17 protein-coding genes, 3 pseudogenes and 1 riboswitch are annotated in these 20964 nt (G+C 39.1%); of the genes and pseudogenes, 6 read left to right on the forward strand and 14 right to left on the reverse strand.

All coding sequences use genetic code 11. The features are described from left to right. Window positions 1-151: 151 nt before the first annotated feature. Both RWM06_RS01145 and RWM06_RS01150 read right to left on the reverse strand, forming a co-directional pair. The gene (locus tag RWM06_RS01145) at window positions 152-757 is read right to left on the reverse strand and encodes a response regulator transcription factor (protein WP_023947315.1); all 606 of its coding nucleotides are present in this window, start codon (window positions 755-757) and stop codon (window positions 152-154) included. Then, a complete protein-coding gene (locus tag RWM06_RS01150; RefSeq protein WP_313969803.1) occupies window positions 735-2495 on the reverse strand; it encodes an ATP-binding protein in 1761 nt (586 codons plus the stop codon). The genes RWM06_RS01145 and RWM06_RS01150 overlap by 23 nt, the downstream gene beginning before the upstream one ends. Window positions 2496-2617: 122 nt before the next feature. On the opposite strand from RWM06_RS01150, the pseudogene RWM06_RS01155 reads away from it, so the two are divergent. After that, window positions 2618-2899, forward strand: a pseudogene (locus RWM06_RS01155) (tRNA-dihydrouridine synthase); the annotation flags it as partial. A gap of 70 nt (window positions 2900-2969) precedes the next feature. Here the strand turns inward: RWM06_RS01155 and RWM06_RS01160 are convergent. Then, window positions 2970-3668, reverse strand: a complete 699-nt coding sequence (locus RWM06_RS01160) for a hypothetical protein (RefSeq protein WP_313969804.1) — start codon at window positions 3666-3668, stop codon at window positions 2970-2972. A gap of 277 nt (window positions 3669-3945) precedes the next feature. On the opposite strand from RWM06_RS01160, the gene RWM06_RS01165 reads away from it, so the two are divergent. Beyond that, window positions 3946-4176 carry a hypothetical protein gene (locus tag RWM06_RS01165; protein WP_313969805.1) on the forward strand — a complete coding sequence of 77 codons (231 nt, stop codon included), beginning with the start codon at window positions 3946-3948 and terminating at the stop codon, window positions 4174-4176. A gap of 72 nt (window positions 4177-4248) precedes the next feature. Here RWM06_RS01165 and RWM06_RS01170 read toward each other — a convergent pair whose 3' ends face one another. The 10 genes from RWM06_RS01170 to polA all read right to left on the reverse strand — a co-directional run bounded on the left by RWM06_RS01170 (window position 4249) and on the right by polA (window position 15718). Then, window positions 4249-5022 carry an NUDIX hydrolase gene (locus RWM06_RS01170; RefSeq protein WP_313969806.1) on the reverse strand — a complete coding sequence of 258 codons (774 nt, stop codon included), beginning with the start codon at window positions 5020-5022 and terminating at the stop codon, window positions 4249-4251. Window position 5023: 1 nt separating this feature from the next. Beyond that, window positions 5024-5803, reverse strand: coding sequence for a nicotinamide riboside transporter PnuC (gene pnuC, locus RWM06_RS01175; protein WP_313969807.1), 780 nt, complete (start codon window positions 5801-5803; stop codon window positions 5024-5026). Between the two features lie 9 nt (window positions 5804-5812). Further along, entirely contained in the window at window positions 5813-6871 is a 1059-nt protein-coding gene (locus RWM06_RS01180) for an AAA family ATPase (RefSeq protein WP_313969808.1), read from the reverse strand. Between the two features lie 147 nt (window positions 6872-7018). Next, window positions 7019-9451 carry an ATP-dependent Clp protease ATP-binding subunit gene (locus RWM06_RS01185; RefSeq protein WP_313969809.1) on the reverse strand — a complete coding sequence of 811 codons (2433 nt, stop codon included), beginning with the start codon at window positions 9449-9451 and terminating at the stop codon, window positions 7019-7021. A gap of 1 nt (window position 9452) precedes the next feature. Further along, window positions 9453-9911 (reverse strand): CtsR family transcriptional regulator, encoded by a 459-nt coding sequence (locus tag RWM06_RS01190; protein WP_313969810.1) that lies wholly within the window; start codon window positions 9909-9911, stop codon window positions 9453-9455. A gap of 114 nt (window positions 9912-10025) precedes the next feature. Beyond that, a complete protein-coding gene (locus RWM06_RS01195; RefSeq protein ID WP_313969811.1) occupies window positions 10026-10754 on the reverse strand; it encodes an ABC transporter ATP-binding protein in 729 nt (242 codons plus the stop codon). Continuing rightward, complete coding sequence (locus tag RWM06_RS01200; RefSeq protein WP_084865115.1) at window positions 10754-11761, reverse strand: ABC transporter substrate-binding protein; 1008 nt, start codon at window positions 11759-11761, stop codon at window positions 10754-10756. The genes RWM06_RS01195 and RWM06_RS01200 overlap by 1 nt, the downstream gene beginning before the upstream one ends. Window positions 11762-11799: 38 nt before the next feature. Then, window positions 11800-12558, reverse strand: a complete 759-nt coding sequence (locus tag RWM06_RS01205; RefSeq protein WP_313969812.1) for an ABC transporter permease — start codon at window positions 12556-12558, stop codon at window positions 11800-11802. Next, window positions 12521-12811 (reverse strand): thiamine-binding protein, encoded by a 291-nt coding sequence (locus RWM06_RS01210; protein ID WP_313969813.1) that lies wholly within the window; start codon window positions 12809-12811, stop codon window positions 12521-12523. Before RWM06_RS01210 ends, RWM06_RS01205 begins: the two co-directional genes overlap by 38 nt. A 68-nt stretch (window positions 12812-12879) precedes the next feature. After that, a riboswitch (TPP riboswitch) is annotated at window positions 12880-12982 on the reverse strand. A 102-nt stretch (window positions 12983-13084) separates the two neighbouring features. Continuing rightward, window positions 13085-15718: a DNA polymerase I gene (gene polA / locus RWM06_RS01215; protein WP_313969814.1), complete on the reverse strand. Its 2634-nt coding sequence runs from the start codon at window positions 15716-15718 to the stop codon at window positions 13085-13087. A gap of 147 nt (window positions 15719-15865) precedes the next feature. Here polA and RWM06_RS01220 point away from each other — a divergent pair, with 147 nt between their 5' ends. The 4 genes and pseudogenes from RWM06_RS01220 to RWM06_RS01235 form a co-directional block, all read left to right on the forward strand. Beyond that, window positions 15866-16804, forward strand: coding sequence for an Rpn family recombination-promoting nuclease/putative transposase (locus RWM06_RS01220; RefSeq protein WP_313969815.1), 939 nt, complete (start codon window positions 15866-15868; stop codon window positions 16802-16804). After that, window positions 16805-17230 (forward strand): annotated as a pseudogene (locus tag RWM06_RS01225) (hypothetical protein); the annotation flags it as partial. 369 nt (window positions 17231-17599) lie between these two features. Continuing rightward, the gene (locus tag RWM06_RS01230; RefSeq protein WP_313969816.1) at window positions 17600-18418 is read left to right on the forward strand and encodes a hypothetical protein; all 819 of its coding nucleotides are present in this window, start codon (window positions 17600-17602) and stop codon (window positions 18416-18418) included. Window positions 18419-18552: 134 nt separating this feature from the next. After that, window positions 18553-19119, forward strand: a pseudogene (locus RWM06_RS01235) (transposase); the annotation flags it as partial. 118 nt (window positions 19120-19237) lie between these two features. On the opposite strand, the gene RWM06_RS01240 reads toward RWM06_RS01235, so the two are convergent. Continuing rightward, window positions 19238-20593: a hypothetical protein gene (locus RWM06_RS01240; protein WP_313969817.1), complete on the reverse strand. Its 1356-nt coding sequence runs from the start codon at window positions 20591-20593 to the stop codon at window positions 19238-19240. Window positions 20594-20964: the final 371 nt, after the last annotated feature.

Raw genomic sequence — 20964 nt, forward strand, 5'->3', positions numbered from 1 at the left:
CTACCAAAATAGCGATTTCTATTATCTCCAAGTAAATAATCTACTGTTAGCATATCCTTCTCCAATCTGTTAAACTGACTCTATCTTAAACAAAAAAAGACAAGAAAGAATCCGTAATTTACGAAAACCTTCTTGCCTTTTTAGGATAAAATTATAAAGATACGAGATTTAATCGAATAGCCTCACGTACAGCTCCAACTCTACTCGTCACTCCCAACTTTGAACAAATATTTGAAACATGAGTATCCACTGTTCTCCTGCTAACAAATAAACTATTTGCTATCTTTTCATTAGAATATTCTTTTACAATAAGTTCCAATACACTTAACTCCGTATCTGTCAATAGATTATTTTCTTGCTTTTCTAACAAACCATCTGGGATAACGTGATTTCCCTTATAAACAGCATAAATTGCACTTTTAACATCCAAATAAGAACTTTCTTTGGGTAAAAAAGCTTGAATCCCAAAATCCATCGCTCTCTTATGTAACAAAGTGTCATAAAATCCTGATAAAAGAACTATCTTGGGAACTGTATTCAGAAATCTATTTATCTGACTAATAACATCAAATGCCGTTACTCCTTTCAACATAAAATCCATAACTAGCACATCTACCTTTTCATTCTTAAGACAAAGAAGTAAATCTGCTACTTCTGTATAGGAACCAACAATTTTAAAATCATCTTCCTTTAAAAAATAGTTCTCCAATCCTTGTAATACTAAACTGTGATCATCAATCAAAACCAAACGAATCATTTTTCTTCCCTTCTATAGGTATTCGTATCTTCACACTTGTAGGTTCAATATTTAGCTGAACAGTTCCCCCCAATAAATGAACCTTCTCTACAATTCTATTTAAACCAAAATGATGTTCATTAGACTGATAGTTTCCCTTAAAAATACCATCATCTATAACTTCAATTGATAAAATCTTTTCTTTTGTAGATAAATCTACAGTAATTTCTCTAGCATTCCCATGAAGAATACTATTATTTACTAGTTCTTTAACTGTCCTTAATACAAACGTGCCCACTTTATCATTAACTTTTTCTTCATCTATTGAAAAAGTTGTCATAATCGAAACAGTTTCCATCTTCATGAATTGGTTTAATATGCTAGTAATAGATTCTTTCAACCCTAATTCATGCACCATTAAAGGATAGATATTGGAACATAAATCTCTTAATTCAAAGACAATATCATCCAACATCTCTAATAAAGCTCCCCTATTAATTTGTTCACTAATTTCTAACTGCTTTTTATAATAAATAACCTTCTGAATTGTAGTATCATGTATAAACGTTGCAATTTCTTCCCTCTCCAATTCAGTAGCTACAAAAGTATGAAAACTACTAAAGATTCCCTCCATTTTATGGCTAATCAACATCATTTTCCTTATTTCAGGTAACAAAGCTAGCGAAAAAAGAAAAGTGTAAAGAACGAAAAAAATTGGAGAAAATTCTCTTAATAGCAGACTAAAAAGAATAATTAGACTAGTGAAAAAAACAGCAAATATCAAGTTATATATGAACGGGTTCCACTTCCAAGCAACATATATCATTCGCTCTAGTATCAAGTTATTTACAATAGAGAACAAAATAAGCAACAATAGAGGAATACTATAAATAAACGAAACTTCCTTACCAATCGGAAAAATATATCCAAAAAATAGAGGAAACAAGGCAAGAACTGCTAAAAATAAGGTATGAATTGGCAACATTTCTCTTATCTGAGAGTAATTTATAAGCATCTTTAACAGTAGAATAACTAAAAAGAAAAATACTAAATAAAATACCCCCCTAGAAAAAAAGATGGTCAAAAAATCAATGGGCTGTATAAGATTATAAACATACAAAAACTGAGTGATGAGTGAATAGCCCAGTATAATACGAGAAAAGTTAGAAATGGTTGAACCTTTTATCTTCAAGACTAACACTCTAATGAAGATATCCATGAATAATGGAAATAAAGTCAAGTATGAAATTAATAGACTACGACCAAATACATCTCCTATACTTGATGGAATAATCGATAATAACATCAGACTAGTATAAATAATAAAATAAAAATATCGTTTCCCAGTTTTTCCTCTACTTCTTCCTTTTATGTATGAGCAAAATAACAGTAGAATCAGAAAAGCAATGATTGATAAAACAAGAAAGATAATTTGGCTTGATCTCCCAGATTCTATTATTAAAGTCTTTGAAATTCCCCTATCTAACACTGTCACAGAATGAAGCGGTTCAACAATTAAAAATCGAGATAATAAGAAATTACTATCTGGATTCTGACCGTCTATTTGTATAATAGATGACCCTATTATCTCTTGATGATTTGCAAAGCTTCCCAGATTATGGACTTGTCTAACTATCCACTCATTCTCGTGTTTATCTACGGTGATTCCACTATACGTTCGGTTAAATATTGAAAATGAAAAATAAAAAAAGAAAATAAATAACAAAATCAAAGAAAATCGAAACATTTTTGACTTCATTGTTTGTAGCACTCCATATTTCACTTGATATTGATGTTTATTCTACCATTTTTTCATTCAATAAGACAGGTTTTATAGTTAAATTTGTCCTTTTTTATTTCGAGATATAACTGATATAATCTTCCTCCATGGGGAATCCTTACCTCTTTAACCAAATCAACCATTACTTTGAAACAGGAGAAATCCTACCTGATTTGACCTTTGAAGACAAGATGAAAATCGCCTACGAACACTTGAAACGCTTGATTAACCTCAAAGGGGAAAATGTCGCAGTTCGTGAATTCCGTGGCCTCGCTCCTCACTACCTCCGTGGAACATCTGGCGCTGCCAAACTCCGTGGAGCCATTTCACAAGCTAGTACCCTAGCAGAGATTGAAGCTCTCTTACAATTGGAAAAGGCTTAATAGACCAAAACCCGTAACTCTCTTAAAGGTTACGGGTTTTTGATTGTAAAAATTCAAATACTGAGAGTTATTATTGACTCAAAGCAACACTGGAAACCTTGCCATCTGCTCCTGTTGTAATTTGGATGATTTTACCTCCACCAATTTTGGCATTATACTTACCATCATCAAGAGTATAAGAATAACCTTTGATGGAGTAATTTTCTTTCTTTCCATCAGCAGATTCTACTGTGAATTGGCCACCTGATGAAACTGTGATGGTTTCGCCATTTGCTCCCTTCCAATTGCCCGCTGCAGCTGAGAAATCACCATCAACCATAGTTAAGACACCCTTGTAACGTTTGTTACTTTCTGCCTGCTTATCTTGAAGTTGGCGGTCAGTTGTAGAATCATAGCTTGATTGGTTAGACTGGGCTTGAGAAGCCTGTTGAGTTGACGGAGCCTGAGCAGAAGTTTGTTGACTAGCTGCCTGTTGATTAGCTACTTCTTGACCTTGTCTTTGCTCTGGTGCAGGTGCCAATTGTGACGGTGTCGCACTTGCTGAAGATTGATCAGTAGACGCCTTAGCCTTTTCAGATGAAGCTGAATTTGAGGACTTCTGAGTCTTGCTTTCTTTGCTAGCAGAAGCTGCTTTAGAGCTTGATGATTGGCTTGTCTTAGCAGAACTGCTTGCTTGAGTTGTTTCCTTTTTATTTCCACAAGCTCCTAATAGCAAGGTAGAAGCCAATACAGTTGCTGCCATCAATTTGATATAGGTTTTCTTTTTCATTTTTCTACTCCTTTGTAATATTTTAGAAATATAAAGAAATCTTTTTGTAATATAATTGTAACATTCGAATTTAAATATGTCAACAATTTATCTAAACTATTTTAAAAATCTTAAATACTTTAAATACATTTACTCCTCCTACTCTTCTATTCGTAATAAAACAGAAAAACAGGAGATTTTCCTGTTAAAAATTTAAATTTGTTTTGTGTAATCGCTTGCATCTTTAAATACAAAGGAATATAATAACATTGAAATAGAATATAGGAGGTGCACTCTTATGCTAAATAAGTATTACAAGTATCTTCCTTGGTTGATTTTGGGAGCTATTGGCTCTTATCAATCAGCCACTTACTATGCGCGAACTGCATTTGATGTCTTCTATCTGAATACAATCTTTTTGATTGTCTATATCGCTTTGTTATTTTTACATGAGAACTATCTCAAGTATCGATACAAAGACTTTTTTACTCACATGTTGAGCAATTCTAAGAAAGATGGCCATCCCTAAAACAGTCGCAACAGCAAATCAAACTAATAAAGGCAAATAAAGAGGTCGGTAACTTTTTCCCGGCCTCGCTTTTTATTTCAATCGATAGGTTTTTCTTGGTTTCTTTTTAGGTACTCGTTTGAGTCCGACTTCTTCTACATATTCTCCGTATTTTACGAGAAAGTTATTGCTGACGATGGGACGACCGGGGTTGATAAGATTGACCAGTTCAGTCCCTTCATAGACAGTGAACTCCTTCTCCAGCAGATAGAGGAAGGTCGGATTCCAGTCGAGACGGCCTTGGATTCGTTTGATGGATTCTTGGATAATGGCATAATGATCAAAAGCGAAGGCTTGATCCTCCAACTCTACTCCCTCTAAGAAGCACTTGCCTGTCTGAAAATCGACATCTACGAAAACCACATCCTTGGCATCGTCTCCTGCTTGAACAAGTTCTAATGCACGACTAGGCAAATAAACCAAGTGGGCAATGGTCACTGTCCAGCCCCGTGGATCACGGTCTGGGGTCGATACGGTCATCAATTGCTCGATTTTTTCCAAAGGAAGATCGAGATTGACTTCTTCTCTCACCTCACGCTGACAGGCATGCGCAGCATCTTCGCCCTTGTCCATAAATCCTCCAACCAGAGCCAAACAATTTTGATAAGGGTGAGCCTTGCGACGAATTAATAAGAGCTTGATTTTTCCTTCGACAAAGCAGTAGGCTACCATATCCACCGTCACACTTGGTTTTTCGTATTGAGGAAGTTCCTGCTTGTAGTACCAATCCAAAAATTCCTCCTGACTTGCATGGATTTCAAAATATTCTCTTTCCGTCATCCCTGCTAGAATCATTGTGTCCGTCATTTTATGCCTCCTTACGAACTGCCTTGGTCCATTGGTACCAACCTACTAGACTATTGAGTGTGTAAACCCAGTACATCCCTTGGATGTGGATATTTTCACCCCACCAGAGGTAAATACTAAAGAGATTGGTTGCAATCCAGAAAATCCATTGCTCACGGTAGAGACGAGTCATCAAGAGCTGGCCAACACCATTGGTCGCATCGGTAACACTATCACGGAAAGGGCGAGCACTATGGATACTTTGATAAGCTAAGCCCATACCAATCCAAATGATAGCAGTCAAGGCCAAGTACTTGAGCCAGTCAAGCACAGATAATTTCTTGGCTTCAAAATGAGATTCTTCTGCTTTTCCTTGATCATTAATACGATTAGACAGCCAAGCATAGAGGCCAATCGGCTGCATGACAAAGAAGTAAACAGTCGTCAAAACTTCACCATAAAAAGTCGCATTCATGGCCAAAATCAAATAGATAGCAGAGTTAATGGTCCCAAAGAGATAATTGCTTGCACGCCCTTCCGCTACCAAAATAACACAGACAATCCCAGTCCAAGAGGCAAACAAGCTCATCCAATCATGGCTTTCTGCATTTTGCGTGAATTCCAAGATTAAGGGAACACTTGACAGGACGATGAGATACAACCACTGGAAGAGGCTACGTCCCATAAAGAGATCTTTCCAGAGCAGGCGCATGATTCCTGCAAAGCCAATCTTGCGGGATTCTGCATGGACATTTTTAAAGTTTTCGATAAATTGTGTGATTTTTTCAGTTAATTTTTTCATAATTTTCTCCTAATCTGCTTGGTAAATGGCATCAATAGCCACTTTTGCTGCTTCATAATTTCCTAGGTAATCCTCTGCTAGATAAACTAGTGGAATGTTTGCTAAGTAGCACTCCCTCATCTGATCCAAATGCTGGGAAAAACTATGACGAATATGGTCTTCTGCCATGGTCATATCTCTAAACCCATCATTGACATAGGAGCCGACAGGCTGCACAAAGAGAATCAAGTCCCATTTTTCCTTAGCCAAGATCGAAACAAAGAGATTATCAAAGGTTTCTCCTGATAAGTCCTCTTGATCCTCAGTCTCCATGTAATAATCATAGTAGCCCTTGGTTACTAAGGAGTTTGTGTCAGCTATCACCAGTCCCCTATTGGCATTACTGTCAATTAACTTGGACGTCTGATCATATTGCCCCAAGAGCAGATAATAGTAATCCTTTGGAGTCAATTCATCGTCGCGGACATTGTTTTTGATCTGGTACTCACGTGCGTATTCCAAACTAACTGGTGCATCGTAATACCTTGCCAAATCCTTGGCCAGAGTGGTCTTCCCATTGCTGGCACTTCCCATAATCAACACTTTCTTTGTAAACTGACGTCGGAAGGGTTGAGCAATATATTTCCAATATTTGCTTGGATTTTCTCGAATCATAGTCGCTGAGATACCAAACTTTCTTTCTTGCAAGACAGTCTCAAAACCACGTTTAGATAATTCTTGCTGGTAGTCTGCTTCTCCTACAAAGAAGATCAGTTCCTGCTGGGTTTCATCATAGGAAATCTCCGCTAACATCTGATTCAACCACTCCTGCCAGCCCATAGGGTAACGGGGAAGATTGGTTTCATCTAGCTTGCAAACAGAGGTCAACTCATCATCACGAAAAGCTTCCCGAATATAGCGAAATCTCTTTTGCAATGTCAACCCAACCTGCTCACCACGGTCTCCCTCATAGCCCGAAACAACTACCCAAACCTGGTCACACTGTCGCTTCGCACGCTGGATCAGATCGATATGACCTTGATGAAGCGGAGCGAAGGTACCAAATACCACTGCTGTTTTCTTTTTCATAAACGCATTACCTTTTTATATTTTTTGATATTTTTATTCTCTATGTTTTTATTATATACTATATTTTTGTTTTGTCAATAGTTTTTTATCATTTTTTATAAAAAAGTAGCAAAAAAGAAAATCAAGATTGCTCCTGATTCTCCATTTTTATGCAATATCAAATTTTAATTGGCCTGCTTTGACACCAATCTTAAGTGTGCTGCCTGCCACTAAATCTCCCTTAAGAAGAAGTTCTGCCAACTTATCTTCCACTTCTGTTTGCAGGGTTCTGCGAAGTGGACGGGCTCCCATCTCTGGGTCATATCCTTGATTTGCCAATAATTTCAGTGCGGAAGCTTGTAATTTCAAGTCAATTCCTTTTTCAGCCAAACTTGCCACTAAAGGTTTGACCATAATCTTCACCACTTCCTGCATATGGTCGCTAGATAGGCTATGGAAGACCACCTTTTCATCAATACGGTTAATAAACTCCGGTCTGTAAGCCTTTTTCAGCTCTTCAAACATACGTTTTTCCATATTTTCCTGGTCAAAACGGATATCCTTAGCTCCAAAGCCGACTGTCTTGTCATCCCGAAGGGCTGTCGCACCAAGGTTTGACGTCATGATGATAATGGTATTTGAAAAGTCGACCTTGCGGCCCTTGCTATCGGTCAAGACACCGTCATCCAGAACCTGCAAGAGAACATTAAAGATATCTGGGTGGGCCTTCTCTACCTCGTCAAATAGGAGAACAGAGTATGGTTTGTTGCGAACCTTCTCTGTCAACTCTCCACCTTCTTCGTAGCCCACATAGCCCGGAGGAGCCCCATTGAGACGGCTGGCTGCGAATTTCTCCATATACTCACTCATATCAAAGCGGATAAGGGCTGATTCGTCATCAAAAAGAACTTCTGCCAAAGCCTTGGCCAATTCGGTCTTGCCGACACCTGTTGGTCCTAGGAACATAAAGGAACCGATCGGACGCTTGTGACTGCGAATCCCTGACTGGTTGCGGCGAATCGCACGGCTAATGCTTGAAACTGCTTGATCTTGACCGATGACACGTTTGTGCAATTCAGCTTCCAGATTCAGGTATTTCTTAGCGTCAGTCTGAGTCAGTTTTTGGACTGGAATACCTGATAAACGACTCAAGGTAGTCAAAATATCAGACTCTGTCACCAAATCTTTATAGACAGGGACTTCCTCTTCTTTTGCGATTAGCTGAGTTGCCTGTTTCCACTTGCCATCCATCAAGGCCTTGTCAGCTGGACTCAAGCCAGAATCGTCTGCTTTCACATGCTTTGCCTTATTTTGCACTGTTGCTGCTGCCTCATCCAAGAGATCAATAGCAGAGTCTGGCAAATGGCGACTGGTCAAGTAACGATGAGCCATCTTGACAGCTGTTTCAACCGCTCCATCTGTGATTTGCACACGATGATGTTTCTCATAAGTCGCCTTCAAACCTTGCAAAATAGTCATGCTGTCTGCCACACTTGGCTCTTCAATCGTTACTTTGGCGAAACGACGAGAAAGAGCTGCGTCTTTTTCAATGTGTTTTTGGTACTCTTCCTGAGTGGTGGCACCAACAGTTCTCAAAGTTCCACGCGCCAAGGCTGGTTTCAAGATATTGGCCGCATCAAGAGTTGAGTCAATTCCACTCCCAGAACCCATGATAGTGTGGAGTTCATCGATAAAGAGGATGACTTGCCCATCTTCTTCAATATCCTTAATGATATTATTCATGCGCTCTTCAAAGTCACCACGGAAGCGTGTCCCTGCAACGACATTCATCAAATCAAGCTCTAACACGCGCATCTTAGCCATTTCTGCAGGCACATCACCACTAGCAATACGCTGAGCAAGACCAAGCGCCAGCGCTGTTTTCCCGACACCAGCATCCCCAACCAAGACAGGATTATTCTTTGTCTTCCGACTCAATATTTGAATCATACGCGAGATTTCCTTGTCCCGACCGATGACTGGCTCTAACTTGCCAGAACGAGCTTGCTCTGTCAAATCATGCGTATAGTCCTCGAGACCACCGCTTGAAGTCTGGGGCATCCCCATCATATTAGCCATAGAATTTTGCTTGTCAGCTACTGTACGATGGCGTTGGCGTAGAGCCTTGAGATCTTCACGAGTCCAGCCTGCACGTTCTTCTAGATTTCGACGTAGGGCAGCAATCTTGACCTGATCTTTCTTGTCTTCATAAGAAAAACCAGCCCTCTCCAAGATACGAGTCGCCAAGGCATTTCCATCATGCAAAATCGCATAGAGGACATGCTCTGTCCCTAGCACCTTAGCATGGACCACTGACGCTACGTACTCTGCTTCGTCAAAAAGAACCTGCAAACGATGGGAGAACGGCAATTCCGTAAAGGTTTCATCCTGGCTATAGTCCGTTTCAGTCAGTTCCAAAGCCACCTCTTCTAAACGGTCCATCTCATATGGATAATCATTTAAAGTTGCCCCTGCCACACTATAACTGTGATTAGACATAGCAATCAACAAGTGCCAAGACTCTAGGTAACGAGCTCCAAAATGGCCAGCAACCATGTAGGCACTTTCGATACATTCATTCAATGCTTTTGAATAGTTCATCTTACTTCCCTTTTCTATCTACCTCTTGTATAACCTGTCGTAGCATGTTAGCTCGAAGGACTGGAGCTTCTTCTCCTAGAACGCGATCCAAAGCTACTGTCATCAGCAAATTCAGCTCCTGCTTGGTCATCAATTCCTGCTCAACCAAAAGCTGGAGAATATCCTCATAAATTTCTTGACTGACCCGCTCACCAATCGAGTAAAGCAGCTCCCTGAGCATTTCATGATGACTAGAAAACTCAATCCGTCCTATCCGAATGTAGCCTCCACCACCACGCTTACTTTCAACCAAGTAGCCTCTACTTTCCGTAAAGCGTGTCTTGATCACATAGTTAATCTGACTAGGAACAACCTGAAAGGTATCTGCCAACTGACTCCGTTGCAACTCCACAATACCAGATTGATCTAAAATCGCCTTGATGTAGGCCTCAATATGATCCGATGTATTTTTAAATCTCATAACAAACCCACCTCTCTAAACCTTGACTATCTTTGACTATTATACCGAAATTTTCTCATTTTTAAAAGAAAAAGGGCGCTGGTAAAGGATAATCTTCACCAACTCCCTATTTTCCTACTCATCTAAGCCTAATTCTGCCAAGATTTGACGTTTGTAGGCAATCTTTTGAACTTCCTTGTCCTCATCTTCAGACCAATCTAGTTTAATTTCTGAAACAATCTGCCCAGGACGATTTTTTAAGATATAGATGCGGTCACTGAGATTGAGGGCCTCCTCGATACTGTGAGTAATAATCAAGGTTGTTAGCTGCAACTGCTTGTGAATTTCAAGATACCAAGCGTGGAGTTCCATCTTGGTCATCTCATCCAAGGCGCTAAAGGCCTCGTCTAAGAGAAAGAGCTTGTGCCCGAAAAGGTAAGTTCGAAGCAAGGCTACACGCTGGCGCATCCCGCCACTAAGTTCATGAGGATACTTGTCCCGTACAGCTGTCAACTGGAAGGTCGCAAGAATTTCATCTGCGCGAGCAATAGCTTCAGCCTTATCCACTTTTTGAATCAAGAGGGGCAAAATGATATTACCAAGCACCGTCTTGTGCTCCAAGAGCAGATCCTTTTGCAACATATAACTCACGCGCCCCTTGGGATTTTCTTCACCATCCAGAACAATTCTCCCTGACTGAACTTCTAAAATCCCAGCGATTAGATTAAAGAGAGTGGTTTTTCCAACACCACTTGGACCCAGAATAGAAACCACTTCACCTGAAGTCACCTGCAGGTTAATGTCCTCTAAAATCCTATCTTGACCATAGGCATAACTGACGTGTTCTAATCTAATTTCTGTCATTATTTCACAAATTCGTTGGTGAAGCCTTTATCTGTCAAGTCTTCTTTAAGGATACCATTTTCTTTATCCCATTTGTAGAAGGCATTCCAGCGAGCTGCATCAAATTGACCCCATTTTTCCTTGTCGCTTGCGTATTCTTTTGACAAGTATTTTTGAGATTCGATGACAAAGTCACGTTTTTCCTGAAGTTCAGGTGCGTTCTTGATGAGGATATCAGCTGCTTCTTCTGGATGCTCCATGGCATATTGGTAGCCTTTTTTGATAGCTTGGATGACTTTGCGAGCTTCTTCTTTGTTGTCTTTCAAATAGTCGTTGTTTGCGATAATAACTGGTGAGTAGTAATCAAACTCCTTGACATAGTCTTTCAAGTACAAGAAGTTAGCATCTACACCTTGAGATTTTGCAAGAATACCATCCCATCCGTAGTAGATCCATGCAGTATCAAATACTCCATTAGCAATCGGTGTGATAGAGTTTGAGTCGTTATTTGGTACTTTTTCAACCTTCTCAAAGTCCCCACCTTGTGATTCTACCAAGGTTTTCAACATAGCAAGTTCAGTTGGGTCATTCCAAGTCCCGTATTTCTTACCAACCAGGTCTTTTGGACTAGCTACATTGTCAGATTTACGAGAAATGATTCCTGATGTATTGTGTTCTACGATAGCTGCAACGGCAGTGATTCCTGCCCCTTTTTCTAACTTCTTAGCCATGTAGTCTTGGAAATACACTGCAAATGGCGCCTTACCATTGATAACCAAGTCAGAAGAACTTTCTTCTGGTGGCAATTTCAAATCAACATCCACTCCAGCTTCTTTGAAATAACCTTTTTCCTTGGCAACATAAAGTCCTGTGTGGTTAGTATTTGGTGTCCAGTCTAGGATAAAGTCAATCTTCTTGAGTTCTGCCTCTTTGTTGTCCTTCGAAGCAGTTCCTTGACCACAAGCTACAAGCACAACAGCTACAAGAGCTGTTAAAACAGTTAAAAACACTTTCCATGTTTTCTTCATTTTGATTTCCTCTTTTCTTTTTCAGAAACATTCTAATTCTACGAACGTTTCCATTTAATAACATATTTTTCACTGACATCAACCAGCTTCATACCCAAAAGGCTGATAATCGATACCAGAATAATAATAGCAAACATGGTATCATACTGAAACAGTTTCTTGGACTGAATCATGTAGACACCTAGTCCCTCGAAGCCTCCCAACCACTCAGATACCACTGTTGTGATAAAGGCGTAGGAGACACTGACCCTCAGACCTGCATAAAAGTAAGGCAGGCTGACTGGAATTTTAAAATGCCACAGGATTTGCCAAGGCTTGGCCCGCATCAGACTAAACAAGGTCAGCATATCCTTGTCACAATGCCTAAAACCGTCCAAAATGCTGACGATGATGGGGAAGGTTGTCGTTAAGATAATCAAGACAATCTTGGGCAAAATTCCATAACCTAGCCACAAGACCAGAATAGGAGCTATTGCAATGGTCGGAATAGTCTGAACGACCACCATCATAGGGTAAATCAGGTCATTAAGCCACGTCAAACTGTCCATAAGCACAGCCATGAAACAGGCAATCAAGACTCCCAAAACCAGCCCCAGTAAAGCCACTCTCAAGGTGGCCCAGCTATGGTGCCAGAGAAATTCTCTGTCACGAACAAAGGCCTGAAGAATCTCAAGAGGTGTCGGCAGGATAAACTTGGGGAGCAGTTTAAGAAAACCTACTAACTGCCAGATTGACAAGACTCCTAGAAAACCCAATAGACTAATGTGTCGTCTCAGTATACTTTTCAAGTTTCTCATCAATACTTAAAATCTCTCCTACATTTATTTTGACATTGGCAAAGATATTATCTGCCTCCTGCCCTGCCACTTCCAGCGCTTCTTTGAGAATGCGCATGAGCTCATCAAACTCCCCTTCCAAGACCGTTTCAAATGGTGTCACCACCATGGTCACTTCTTGAGCTTGCAGATAAGCAATGACTTGATCGATAACAGCAATCCGATCAATCCCCTGTGATAGGGGTAAAATTTGCAAGGCAATGCTTGCTTTCATAACAACCTCCTCTTCTCGTTTTCCTTTGATAAAAAGAAAAACCTTTACCATATATGGAAAAGGTGCAGAATAGACTAAGTATCGTTCCCTACGCTGGCATTACCCAGATCAGGTGCGGTCGAAGTTTAACACTTCCTCTCAGACTGTACACAGACTCCCATATATTATATGGACATATGATAGCGCAAAACCAAAAAAATGTCAAGGAAACTGCTTACAGAAAAACATGAAAAAGAGTTTGAAAACAAGTGCTTCAAACTCTATATAGCTTTTTTATTTAGCCTCGTACCAGGTTGCCCCTTCATTCTCATCTGCGATGAGGGGAACACTGAGTTGAATGGCTTCTTCCATGGTTTGTTTGACCAATTTTTTCATCTCTGCTAGTTCAGACTTAGGAACTTCAAGGACGATTTCATCGTGCACTTGTAACAGCATCTTAGTCTGATAACCACCTGCAACCAAGGCTTTATCCAGCTGAATCATAGCAATCTTGAGAATATCTGCCGCCGATCCCTGGATAGGAGAGTTGATAGCTGTCCGCTCTGCAAAACCACGAATATTGAAGTTGCGCGAATTGATATCTGGCAACTCACGACGACGCTTGAAGAGGGTCTCTACATAGCCCTTATCACGCGCCTCACGCACCACTTCATCCATGTAGTTTTTAATACCTGGGAAGCGTTCAAAGTAGGTATCAATGTAGGCCTTAGCTTCCTTACGGCTAATACCCAAATTATTTGACAAGCCAAAGTCTGAAATCCCGTAAACCACTCCAAAGTTGACAGCCTTGGCATTGCGACGGTCATTTGCAGTCACATCCTCAGGACGCTCAATGCCAAAGACCCGCATAGCTGTCGAAGTATGGATATCTGCCCCCTCTTGGAAGGCCTTAATCAAGTGCTCATCCTTAGAGATATGCGCCAAAACGCGCAATTCAATCTGTGAATAGTCAGAGCTGAGTAACACACTATCCTCCCACTCAGGCACAAAAGCCTTACGAATGAGACGGCCTTGCTCCAAACGCACAGGAATATTTTGCAAGTTTGGATCCACACTAGACAGACGCCCAGTCTGGGTTAAATCCTGCACATAGCGGGTATGAATCTTACCATCAGCCAAAATCCAATCCTGCAAGCCAATTACATAAGTAGACTGAATCTTAGTAATCTGACGGTAATCTAGAATTTTCTTAACAATTGGCGCAATAGGAGCTAGACGCTCCAACACATCCACCGCTGTCGAGTAACCTGTCTTGGTTTTCTTGGTATATTCTAGAGGAAGGCCCAACTTCTCAAAGAGAAGCACACCCAACTGCTTAGGCGAGTTGATATTAAACTCCTCACCCGCCAGTTCGTAAATCTCCTGAGTCAGTTTTTCAATAACAAGCTCATTTTCAGCCTGCATCTCAAGTAAGGTTTCTTTCTTGACCGTAATTCCAGCAATTTCCATCTTAGCAAGAACAGAGGCTAGAGGTTGCTCCATATCATAAAGAAGTTCTAATTGCTCATTTTCGCTGAGTTTTTCAAGTAAAACAGGCTCTGTTTCAACCAAAACTGCAATCTTCCGAGCCAAATGATTCAAGAATTTCTCGCGTTCAGGAAGAGCCTTCTTTATACCCTTACCATAGAAAGTCTCATCATCAACCAAATAAGTCTGACCATAAAGACTAGCAATAGTCGCAATTTCATTGTCCTCCACAGTCGAAAGGAGGTATTTAGCCAAACGGCTGTCAAAAGCAGGCGCCTGCAAATTCACACCAAAACGATTCAAGAGAACTTTAGCCTTCTTAAAGTCATACACTCTCAGAGGTGTTTTTTCTAGAAAATCCTTGAAAATCGGATCCTGCAAAAGTTCAAGTTTGTCTGTAGCATAAAGCTTAGCCCCACAAGACCAAGCAAATCCAACCAAATCATCCGTATGGTAATTCTCACCAAAAAGCTCAAAATGGAAGATAGACTCTTCACTCAGCATATCTTGACTGATTTGGTCAACGATAGTAAAGTTCAAACTCTCAACCACATCAGCTGACGATGCATTTAAAGCCTGTTTGAGCTGTTTAAAACCCATCTCATCGTAGAATTTCCCAAGATTTTCCACATCTGGACCACTATAGACCAAATCCTCCAAACCAATCTCAATCGGTGCCTTGGTATCAATGGTCGCCAGTGTTTTTGACAAAAAAGCCTGTTCCTTATCATTGATGAGATTTTCCTTCATCTTAGAAGCCTTCATCCCATCAATATTTTCATAAATCCCCTCAAGCGAACCATGCTCCAGCAAGAGCTTGATACCCGTCTTTTCCCCGATTTTGGTCACCCCAGGGATATTATCCGACTTATCACCCATGAGCGCCTTAAGATCGATAAACTGAGTCGGTGTGATGCCCATCTTTTCCATGAGATATTCTGGCGTAAAGGCCTCAAACTCAGCCACACCTTTCTTAGAAATTTCAACCACCGTATGCTCATCCGTCAGCTGAATCAAATCCTTGTCCCCACTGACAATGGTAATATCAAAACCATCCTGCTCAGCTAGTTTATCCAGTGTCCCGATGATGTCATCCGCCTCATACTGAGCCAACTCATAGTGACGAATCCCCATATGATCCAACAACTCACGAATGAAAGGAAATTGCTCACGAAACTCATCAGGTGTCTTAGCCCGACCACCCTTATAGTCCGCATACATCTCTGTACGGAAGGTCGTCTTTCCCGCATCAAAAGCCACCAAAATATGACTCGGCTCAACCCGTTCCAACAAATGGCTTAACATCAACTGAAAGCCATAAATCGCATTGGTATGCAAACCAGCCGCATTCTTAAAACGGTCCAACTGCTGATAGAGCGCAAAAAACGCCCGAAAAGCAACAGAAGACCCATCAATCAATAATAATTTTTTCTTATCCATACACCCATTATAAAGGAAAGCACCAAAAAATACCATTGGGAAGAGCCAGACCAAGCATTTTTCATACTTTTTCCGAATAAATAGATAGAGCCAGAGAATCTAGTAAACCTAGATTTAAAAATGTGCTATAATGAAAGGAGAGAAAGTATGACATTACGTCATCCAGGCATCAGCCCGACCAATGATTTGGTTGCTAAGAAAATCTTTAGTAATCCAGAAATCACTTGCCAATTTATCCGCGATATGCTGGACTTATCAGCTAAAAATGTGACTATTTTGGAGGGAAGCAACATTCACGTCTTGCCTTCCATGCCGTACTCGGCGCAGGATTTCTATACCAGTATAGACGTCTTGGCGGAGTTGGACAACGGTACTCAAGTAATCATTGAGATTCAAGTGCATCATCAGAATTTTTTCATCAATCGCCTATGGGCTTATCTATGTAGTCAGGTCAATCAAAACCTAGAAAAAATTCGCCAACGAGAAGGTGATACACACCAGAGTTATAAACATATTGCACCAGTTTATGCTATTGCTATCGTGGATAGTAATTATTTTCAAGATGATTTGGCCTTTCACAGTTTTAGTATGCGCGAAGACACGACAGGTGAAACCTTAACCATCACAAATAATGGACAAGAAAACCATCTAGTCAAAATGGCATTCTTGGAACTAAAAAAATATAGAGAAACCAGCAAGGACAAGGTTCGCAAACCGTGGTTGGAGTTTTTTGGGAATAAACCCTTTACCCAAGAACCCGAGCGAGCTATCAGTCAGGCAGACCAACTGCTGGACTACAGGAGCTGGCTCGAGGAGGACAGGAAAATGTTTAGTCAACTACGTATGCGTGAAGAACAAGCATTATTGGCTCATGACTATGCCTTAGAACAAGCTGAGGAAAAAGGCTTAGAACGTGGGCGAGCAGAAGGTATTGAACAGGGACTAGAGCGAGGGAAAATTGAAGGACAAATTTTTACCTTTCTTGATTTAGTTCACCAACATGTTTTAAGCTCTGAATTTGCCAGCCATCAGCTGGGTATGACTGTCTCTGAGTTTGAAGAATTATTGAAAGACCATCATAAATAAGAATTAAAAAAATACAGAGAAACCAGCAAAGATGAGGTTCGCAAGCCGTGGTTGGAGTTTTTCGGGAATAAACCCTTTACCCAAGAACCCGAGCGAGTCATCAGTCAGGCAGACCAACTGCTAGACTACAAAAGCTGGTCCGAGGAGGACAGGAAAATGTTTAGTCAACTACGTATGCGCGAAGAACAATCCTTGTTAGCACAGGACTATGCTTTGGAACAAGCGGAGGAGAAGGGCTTAGAACGTGATCTTGAACGTGGTCGCGCAGAGGGCATTGAACAGGGACTGAAACATGGAAAAGTTGAAGGACAAATCTTTACCTTTCTAGATTTAGTACGCCAACATGTTTTAACCTCTGAATTTGCAAGTGAACAATTAGGCATGACTGTCGCTGAATTTGAGGCGTTGTTGCAAGACAAGTACTAACGGTCAAGAAAACCATCTGGTCAAGATGGCGTTCTTGGAACTAAAAATATGGTCCATACACTAATAATATAAAAGACCTATCAGTTATTGTTGGTAAAAATGGTTCCGGAAAACTACGGACATTAATAAAATACTGAGAGAAGATAATAGACTTATTCGAGAACAATAAAGTGCTATATTATATATACTATAGTTATGAAGATTATATACTAAAAAGCAATACTCTTTTTAGTAGTAAATTAAATATAATAGGTAATGAATTAAAGTAGAAGTGTCTTAATTTGAAATGCAGTTTAAATCGTATATGGACATTTAATTAATTTCTATATACGATTCAAATTAAACATTCATTAATGAAAGGTTTATGTTATGAAAAATAAAAAATATAAAAGAATTTTTTCATATGAAAAAATTTTTTTAGTTGCAACTTTGATTTTCTTCATTCTTCTTATTCTTACAATATATAATTCAGAAAAATTTTGCTTTACTTTATTTTATAGTTTATATTTTTTGGTGTACTTTATATTTTGTACGATTATAGGAATAAAAACTTTAAGAAATGCTTATAAAAATGAACCATTTGGATTATTTATTTATTTTTTGGCTATATTTTTTATTGTTTTTCCTACACTGCTTATTAGTACGGGAAGTGTTACAAATTTATCAGACTCAATTAAAACATTTTATACAATTGGTGTAGGAGTTGGTATAAACTATGTAATTGATAATATTTTTAAATTTGTAGAGGCTGAAACTGAAAATGAGAAAAAGAAGGAACTAACTAAAATAGGAGCAGTTACAAAATTACTATTTAATATCATATATATTTCTGAGTATACTGCTGTAATTATACTAGAACAAAGTAATTTAAATTTTTTTACTCCACTTAGTGATTATGTTTGGATTAAGAATTTGCCTTTTTGGATAAAACTTATCATATTAACATTGATTTGTTTAATTATTCTTTCAGTATTTATGAGTATTTCAATTTCTCTAATAAAAAAAGAATTAGATATGAAAACGAAAAATCAAACTAAAATCCTTAAAGGAAAAATAGAGGATGAACTGTATCTTGTTTCAAAACTTGCAAGTACGATTAAAGAAAATAATAGTGATATTTTGAAAAATTTAGAGAATATTGAATCAAAATTACGTATAGAATTAGACAACTTTAATAATTTAGATTAAAAAATAATTGGTAAAAAGTTGTATAAAAGAGGGCAGACAAAAACTAGCTTCTAAATCACAACCAGCCGTCTAACGGATGGTTTGTACTAGTGCTATAAGCCAAAATTACCAGCCAGCTCCCAAAGACGCTGGCTTTTCACATAGTCCAACACTTGAGCCGGATTTTGAGTCGTGTGCGTGTCCAAATCATGAATCAGTTTGAGCGAAAATCCCATGAATACAAGGTTATCAAGCGCTACTGAAAGCTCATTCAACAGGATAGTCGTAAACTCAGTGATAAGCGTTTTTATCACCCTACTTTTCGTATGCACTTAACCAATAAAGAAATCCTAGACAGGCTTTTGAGCTATTCAGAATACTTGAAACACCACTATCATCTCTATCAACTCTATCAACTCTTGCTTTTTCACTTTCAGAATATGGAACCAGAAAAATTTTTCGGACTCATTGAAAACAATCTAAAGAAAGTTTATCCTCTTTTTCAGACTGTCTTTAAAACCTTTCTAAAGGACAAAGAGAAAATCGTCAATGCCCTTCAGTTACCCTATTCTAATGCCAAATTAGAAGCGACCAATAATCTTATCAAACTTATCAAGTGCAATGCCTTTGGATTTCGGAACTTTGAAAACTTCAAAAAACGGATTTTCATCGCTCTAAATATCAAAAAAGAAAGGACGAAATGTGTCCTTTCTAGATCTTAGCTTTTCATCAACCCACTACAGTTGACAAAGAGCCACTTTTCTTCAATCCACTACAGTTGACAAAGAGCCAACAAAAAACTAGGAGATTTTACTCCTAGTCTTTGTTTATTGATTGGTATTATACCCATTCACCATTTTCGTTTACTGTGTAACCATCTGGTGTAGTAGTGCTAACTGCAAGAGCTCCTGATGCGTATGAGTAGTACCAGTTACCACCAACTTGATACCAACCAGTTGCCATTGCACCTGATGATTTCAAGTAGTACCAAGTACCGTTATCTTTAACCCAACCAGTTGCCATTGCACCTGATGATTTCAAGTAGTACCAAGTACCGTTATCTTTAACCCAACCAGTTTGCATAATACCTTCAGCATTTAGGTAGTACCAAGTTCCTTGATCATTAACCCAACCTGTTGCTTTTGTACCTTTTGAGTCTACTACATAAGTCCAGTTACCTTTAGTATCTTTATTCCAACCGAATTTAACTACAGCTGCTGGAGTTGGTGTGTCTGCTTTAATAACATCTTCCAATACGAATGCTACATTTTGTTTTTTATATTCAGCTTTAGCTTTTTCTTCTGCTTCTTTATAATTAGCTTTCGCAGTTCTTAGCGCAGTATCTGCATCGAACAACTTAGTAGTAGCTTCTCCAACTGCTGTGTATTTAGCACTCTTAACTTCTACTAGCTTAGCAAAAGTTTGACCTTCTTCCAATAGACCTGTACCGTCAGTAATTGCTTTAGTCAAAGCCTCAATAGCTTTTGTAAGTTTTTCAGAGTCTTGTTTTTCTGCTTTTACAGTGGCTTCTAGCTCTTTAACTTCTTTTTCCAAAGTAGAAACTTTTTCATTAGCATCAGAATAAGCTTGTTGAGCTTTTGCCAATGCTGACTCAACTTTTAATTTGTCAGCTTCGTATTTCTCTGTAGCTTCTACATCACCACCAAGTGGTTTTTTATCATATTGAGCATTAACTGCGTTCTGAGCTTTTTCCAAGGCTACCTTAGCATTATCTAATACTAAATATGCTCCTGAACGTTTACCTTCTTCTTTTTCACCTAATTCAGCTTTTTTAGTTGCCAATTCTGCTGAATCTTTAGCTGTCTTAGCATCTACTTTTGCTTGTAATTCTGTAAAAATTGCTTTTTGTCCTTCTGCATCACCTCTTTTTAGTTCAGCATCACGAAGAGCTTTAACGGCATCAGAATAAGCTTGTTGAGCTTCTGTAAGTTTTTCCTCTGCTGCCTTTTGAGCTTTTGTTGAAGCTTGTAGAGCTGAATTAGCTGCACGCAATGCATTTACAACAGGTTGAAGAGCTTTAACCTTAGCTACTGCATCATCAACTTTAACTTCATCACTGACCTTAACTCCAAGAGCATCCTTAATTAAGCTTGCATATGAATCATCAGCTGAAACAGCTTGTACAGCACCAAATGCTGCGAGTGCGACTGCGCTTGTCAATAAAACTTTTTTCATCGTTTTATCTCCTTTGTTTTTCTTTAAAATATTTTTTCGTAAGACTATCTTACTACCATACAGTATATAAATATTTGCAGGATTTGTCAAGGGTTTTCTTCAATTTTTTTAAACTTTCTACCTATTTTTTCAAAAAAGGTAAAAAAACGCCTTTGTGAGATGAAATACCCGTCAAATACCGTATCTCACAAGTTTCTTAAACCCTGAGTCAAATCTCTCATATCTAATCCACGTAGACAGTTGGACAGAACTCACTTCTATGGTATTATCCTATAACCCCTCCCAAATGGCAAGTAAAAATGGCAAGTATTTTGGAAAGGTAACTTCTCAAAGTAACTTCCACTTGACTGGCCGAAGTGGAAATTAGTCTA

The sequence above is a fragment of the uncultured Streptococcus sp. genome, assembly GCF_963516575.1.
Classification (GTDB): Bacteria; Bacillota; Bacilli; order Lactobacillales; family Streptococcaceae; genus Streptococcus.

Bases quoted from the DNA above. Each gene is read 5' to 3' on its own strand.
- RWM06_RS01190 (WP_313969810.1), bottom strand. From the start codon at position 9,911: ATGAGATTTAAAAATACATCGGATCATATTGAGGCCTACATCAAGGCG.
- RWM06_RS01220 (WP_313969815.1), top strand. From the start codon at position 15,866: ATGACATTACGTCATCCAGGCATCAGCCCGACCAATGATTTGGTTGCT.
- polA (WP_313969814.1), bottom strand. From the start codon at position 15,718: ATGGATAAGAAAAAATTATTATTGATTGATGGGTCTTCTGTTGCTTTT.
- RWM06_RS01180 (WP_313969808.1), bottom strand. From the start codon at position 6,871: ATGAAAAAGAAAACAGCAGTGGTATTTGGTACCTTCGCTCCGCTTCAT.
- RWM06_RS01195 (WP_313969811.1), bottom strand. From the start codon at position 10,754: ATGACAGAAATTAGATTAGAACACGTCAGTTATGCCTATGGTCAAGAT.
- pnuC (WP_313969807.1), bottom strand. From the start codon at position 5,803: ATGAAAAAATTAACTGAAAAAATCACACAATTTATCGAAAACTTTAAA.
- RWM06_RS01145 (WP_023947315.1), bottom strand. From the start codon at position 757: ATGATTCGTTTGGTTTTGATTGATGATCACAGTTTAGTATTACAAGGA.
- RWM06_RS01165 (WP_313969805.1), top strand. From the start codon at position 3,946: ATGCTAAATAAGTATTACAAGTATCTTCCTTGGTTGATTTTGGGAGCT.
- RWM06_RS01170 (WP_313969806.1), bottom strand. From the start codon at position 5,022: ATGACGGACACAATGATTCTAGCAGGGATGACGGAAAGAGAATATTTT.
- RWM06_RS01185 (WP_313969809.1), bottom strand. From the start codon at position 9,451: ATGAACTATTCAAAAGCATTGAATGAATGTATCGAAAGTGCCTACATG.
- RWM06_RS01230 (WP_313969816.1), top strand. From the start codon at position 17,600: ATGAAAAATAAAAAATATAAAAGAATTTTTTCATATGAAAAAATTTTT.
- RWM06_RS01205 (WP_313969812.1), bottom strand. From the start codon at position 12,558: ATGAGAAACTTGAAAAGTATACTGAGACGACACATTAGTCTATTGGGT.
- RWM06_RS01160 (WP_313969804.1), bottom strand. From the start codon at position 3,668: ATGAAAAAGAAAACCTATATCAAATTGATGGCAGCAACTGTATTGGCT.
- RWM06_RS01150 (WP_313969803.1), bottom strand. From the start codon at position 2,495: ATGAAGTCAAAAATGTTTCGATTTTCTTTGATTTTGTTATTTATTTTC.
- RWM06_RS01200 (WP_084865115.1), bottom strand. From the start codon at position 11,761: ATGAAGAAAACATGGAAAGTGTTTTTAACTGTTTTAACAGCTCTTGTA.
- RWM06_RS01240 (WP_313969817.1), bottom strand. From the start codon at position 20,593: ATGAAAAAAGTTTTATTGACAAGCGCAGTCGCACTCGCAGCATTTGGT.
- RWM06_RS01210 (WP_313969813.1), bottom strand. From the start codon at position 12,811: ATGAAAGCAAGCATTGCCTTGCAAATTTTACCCCTATCACAGGGGATT.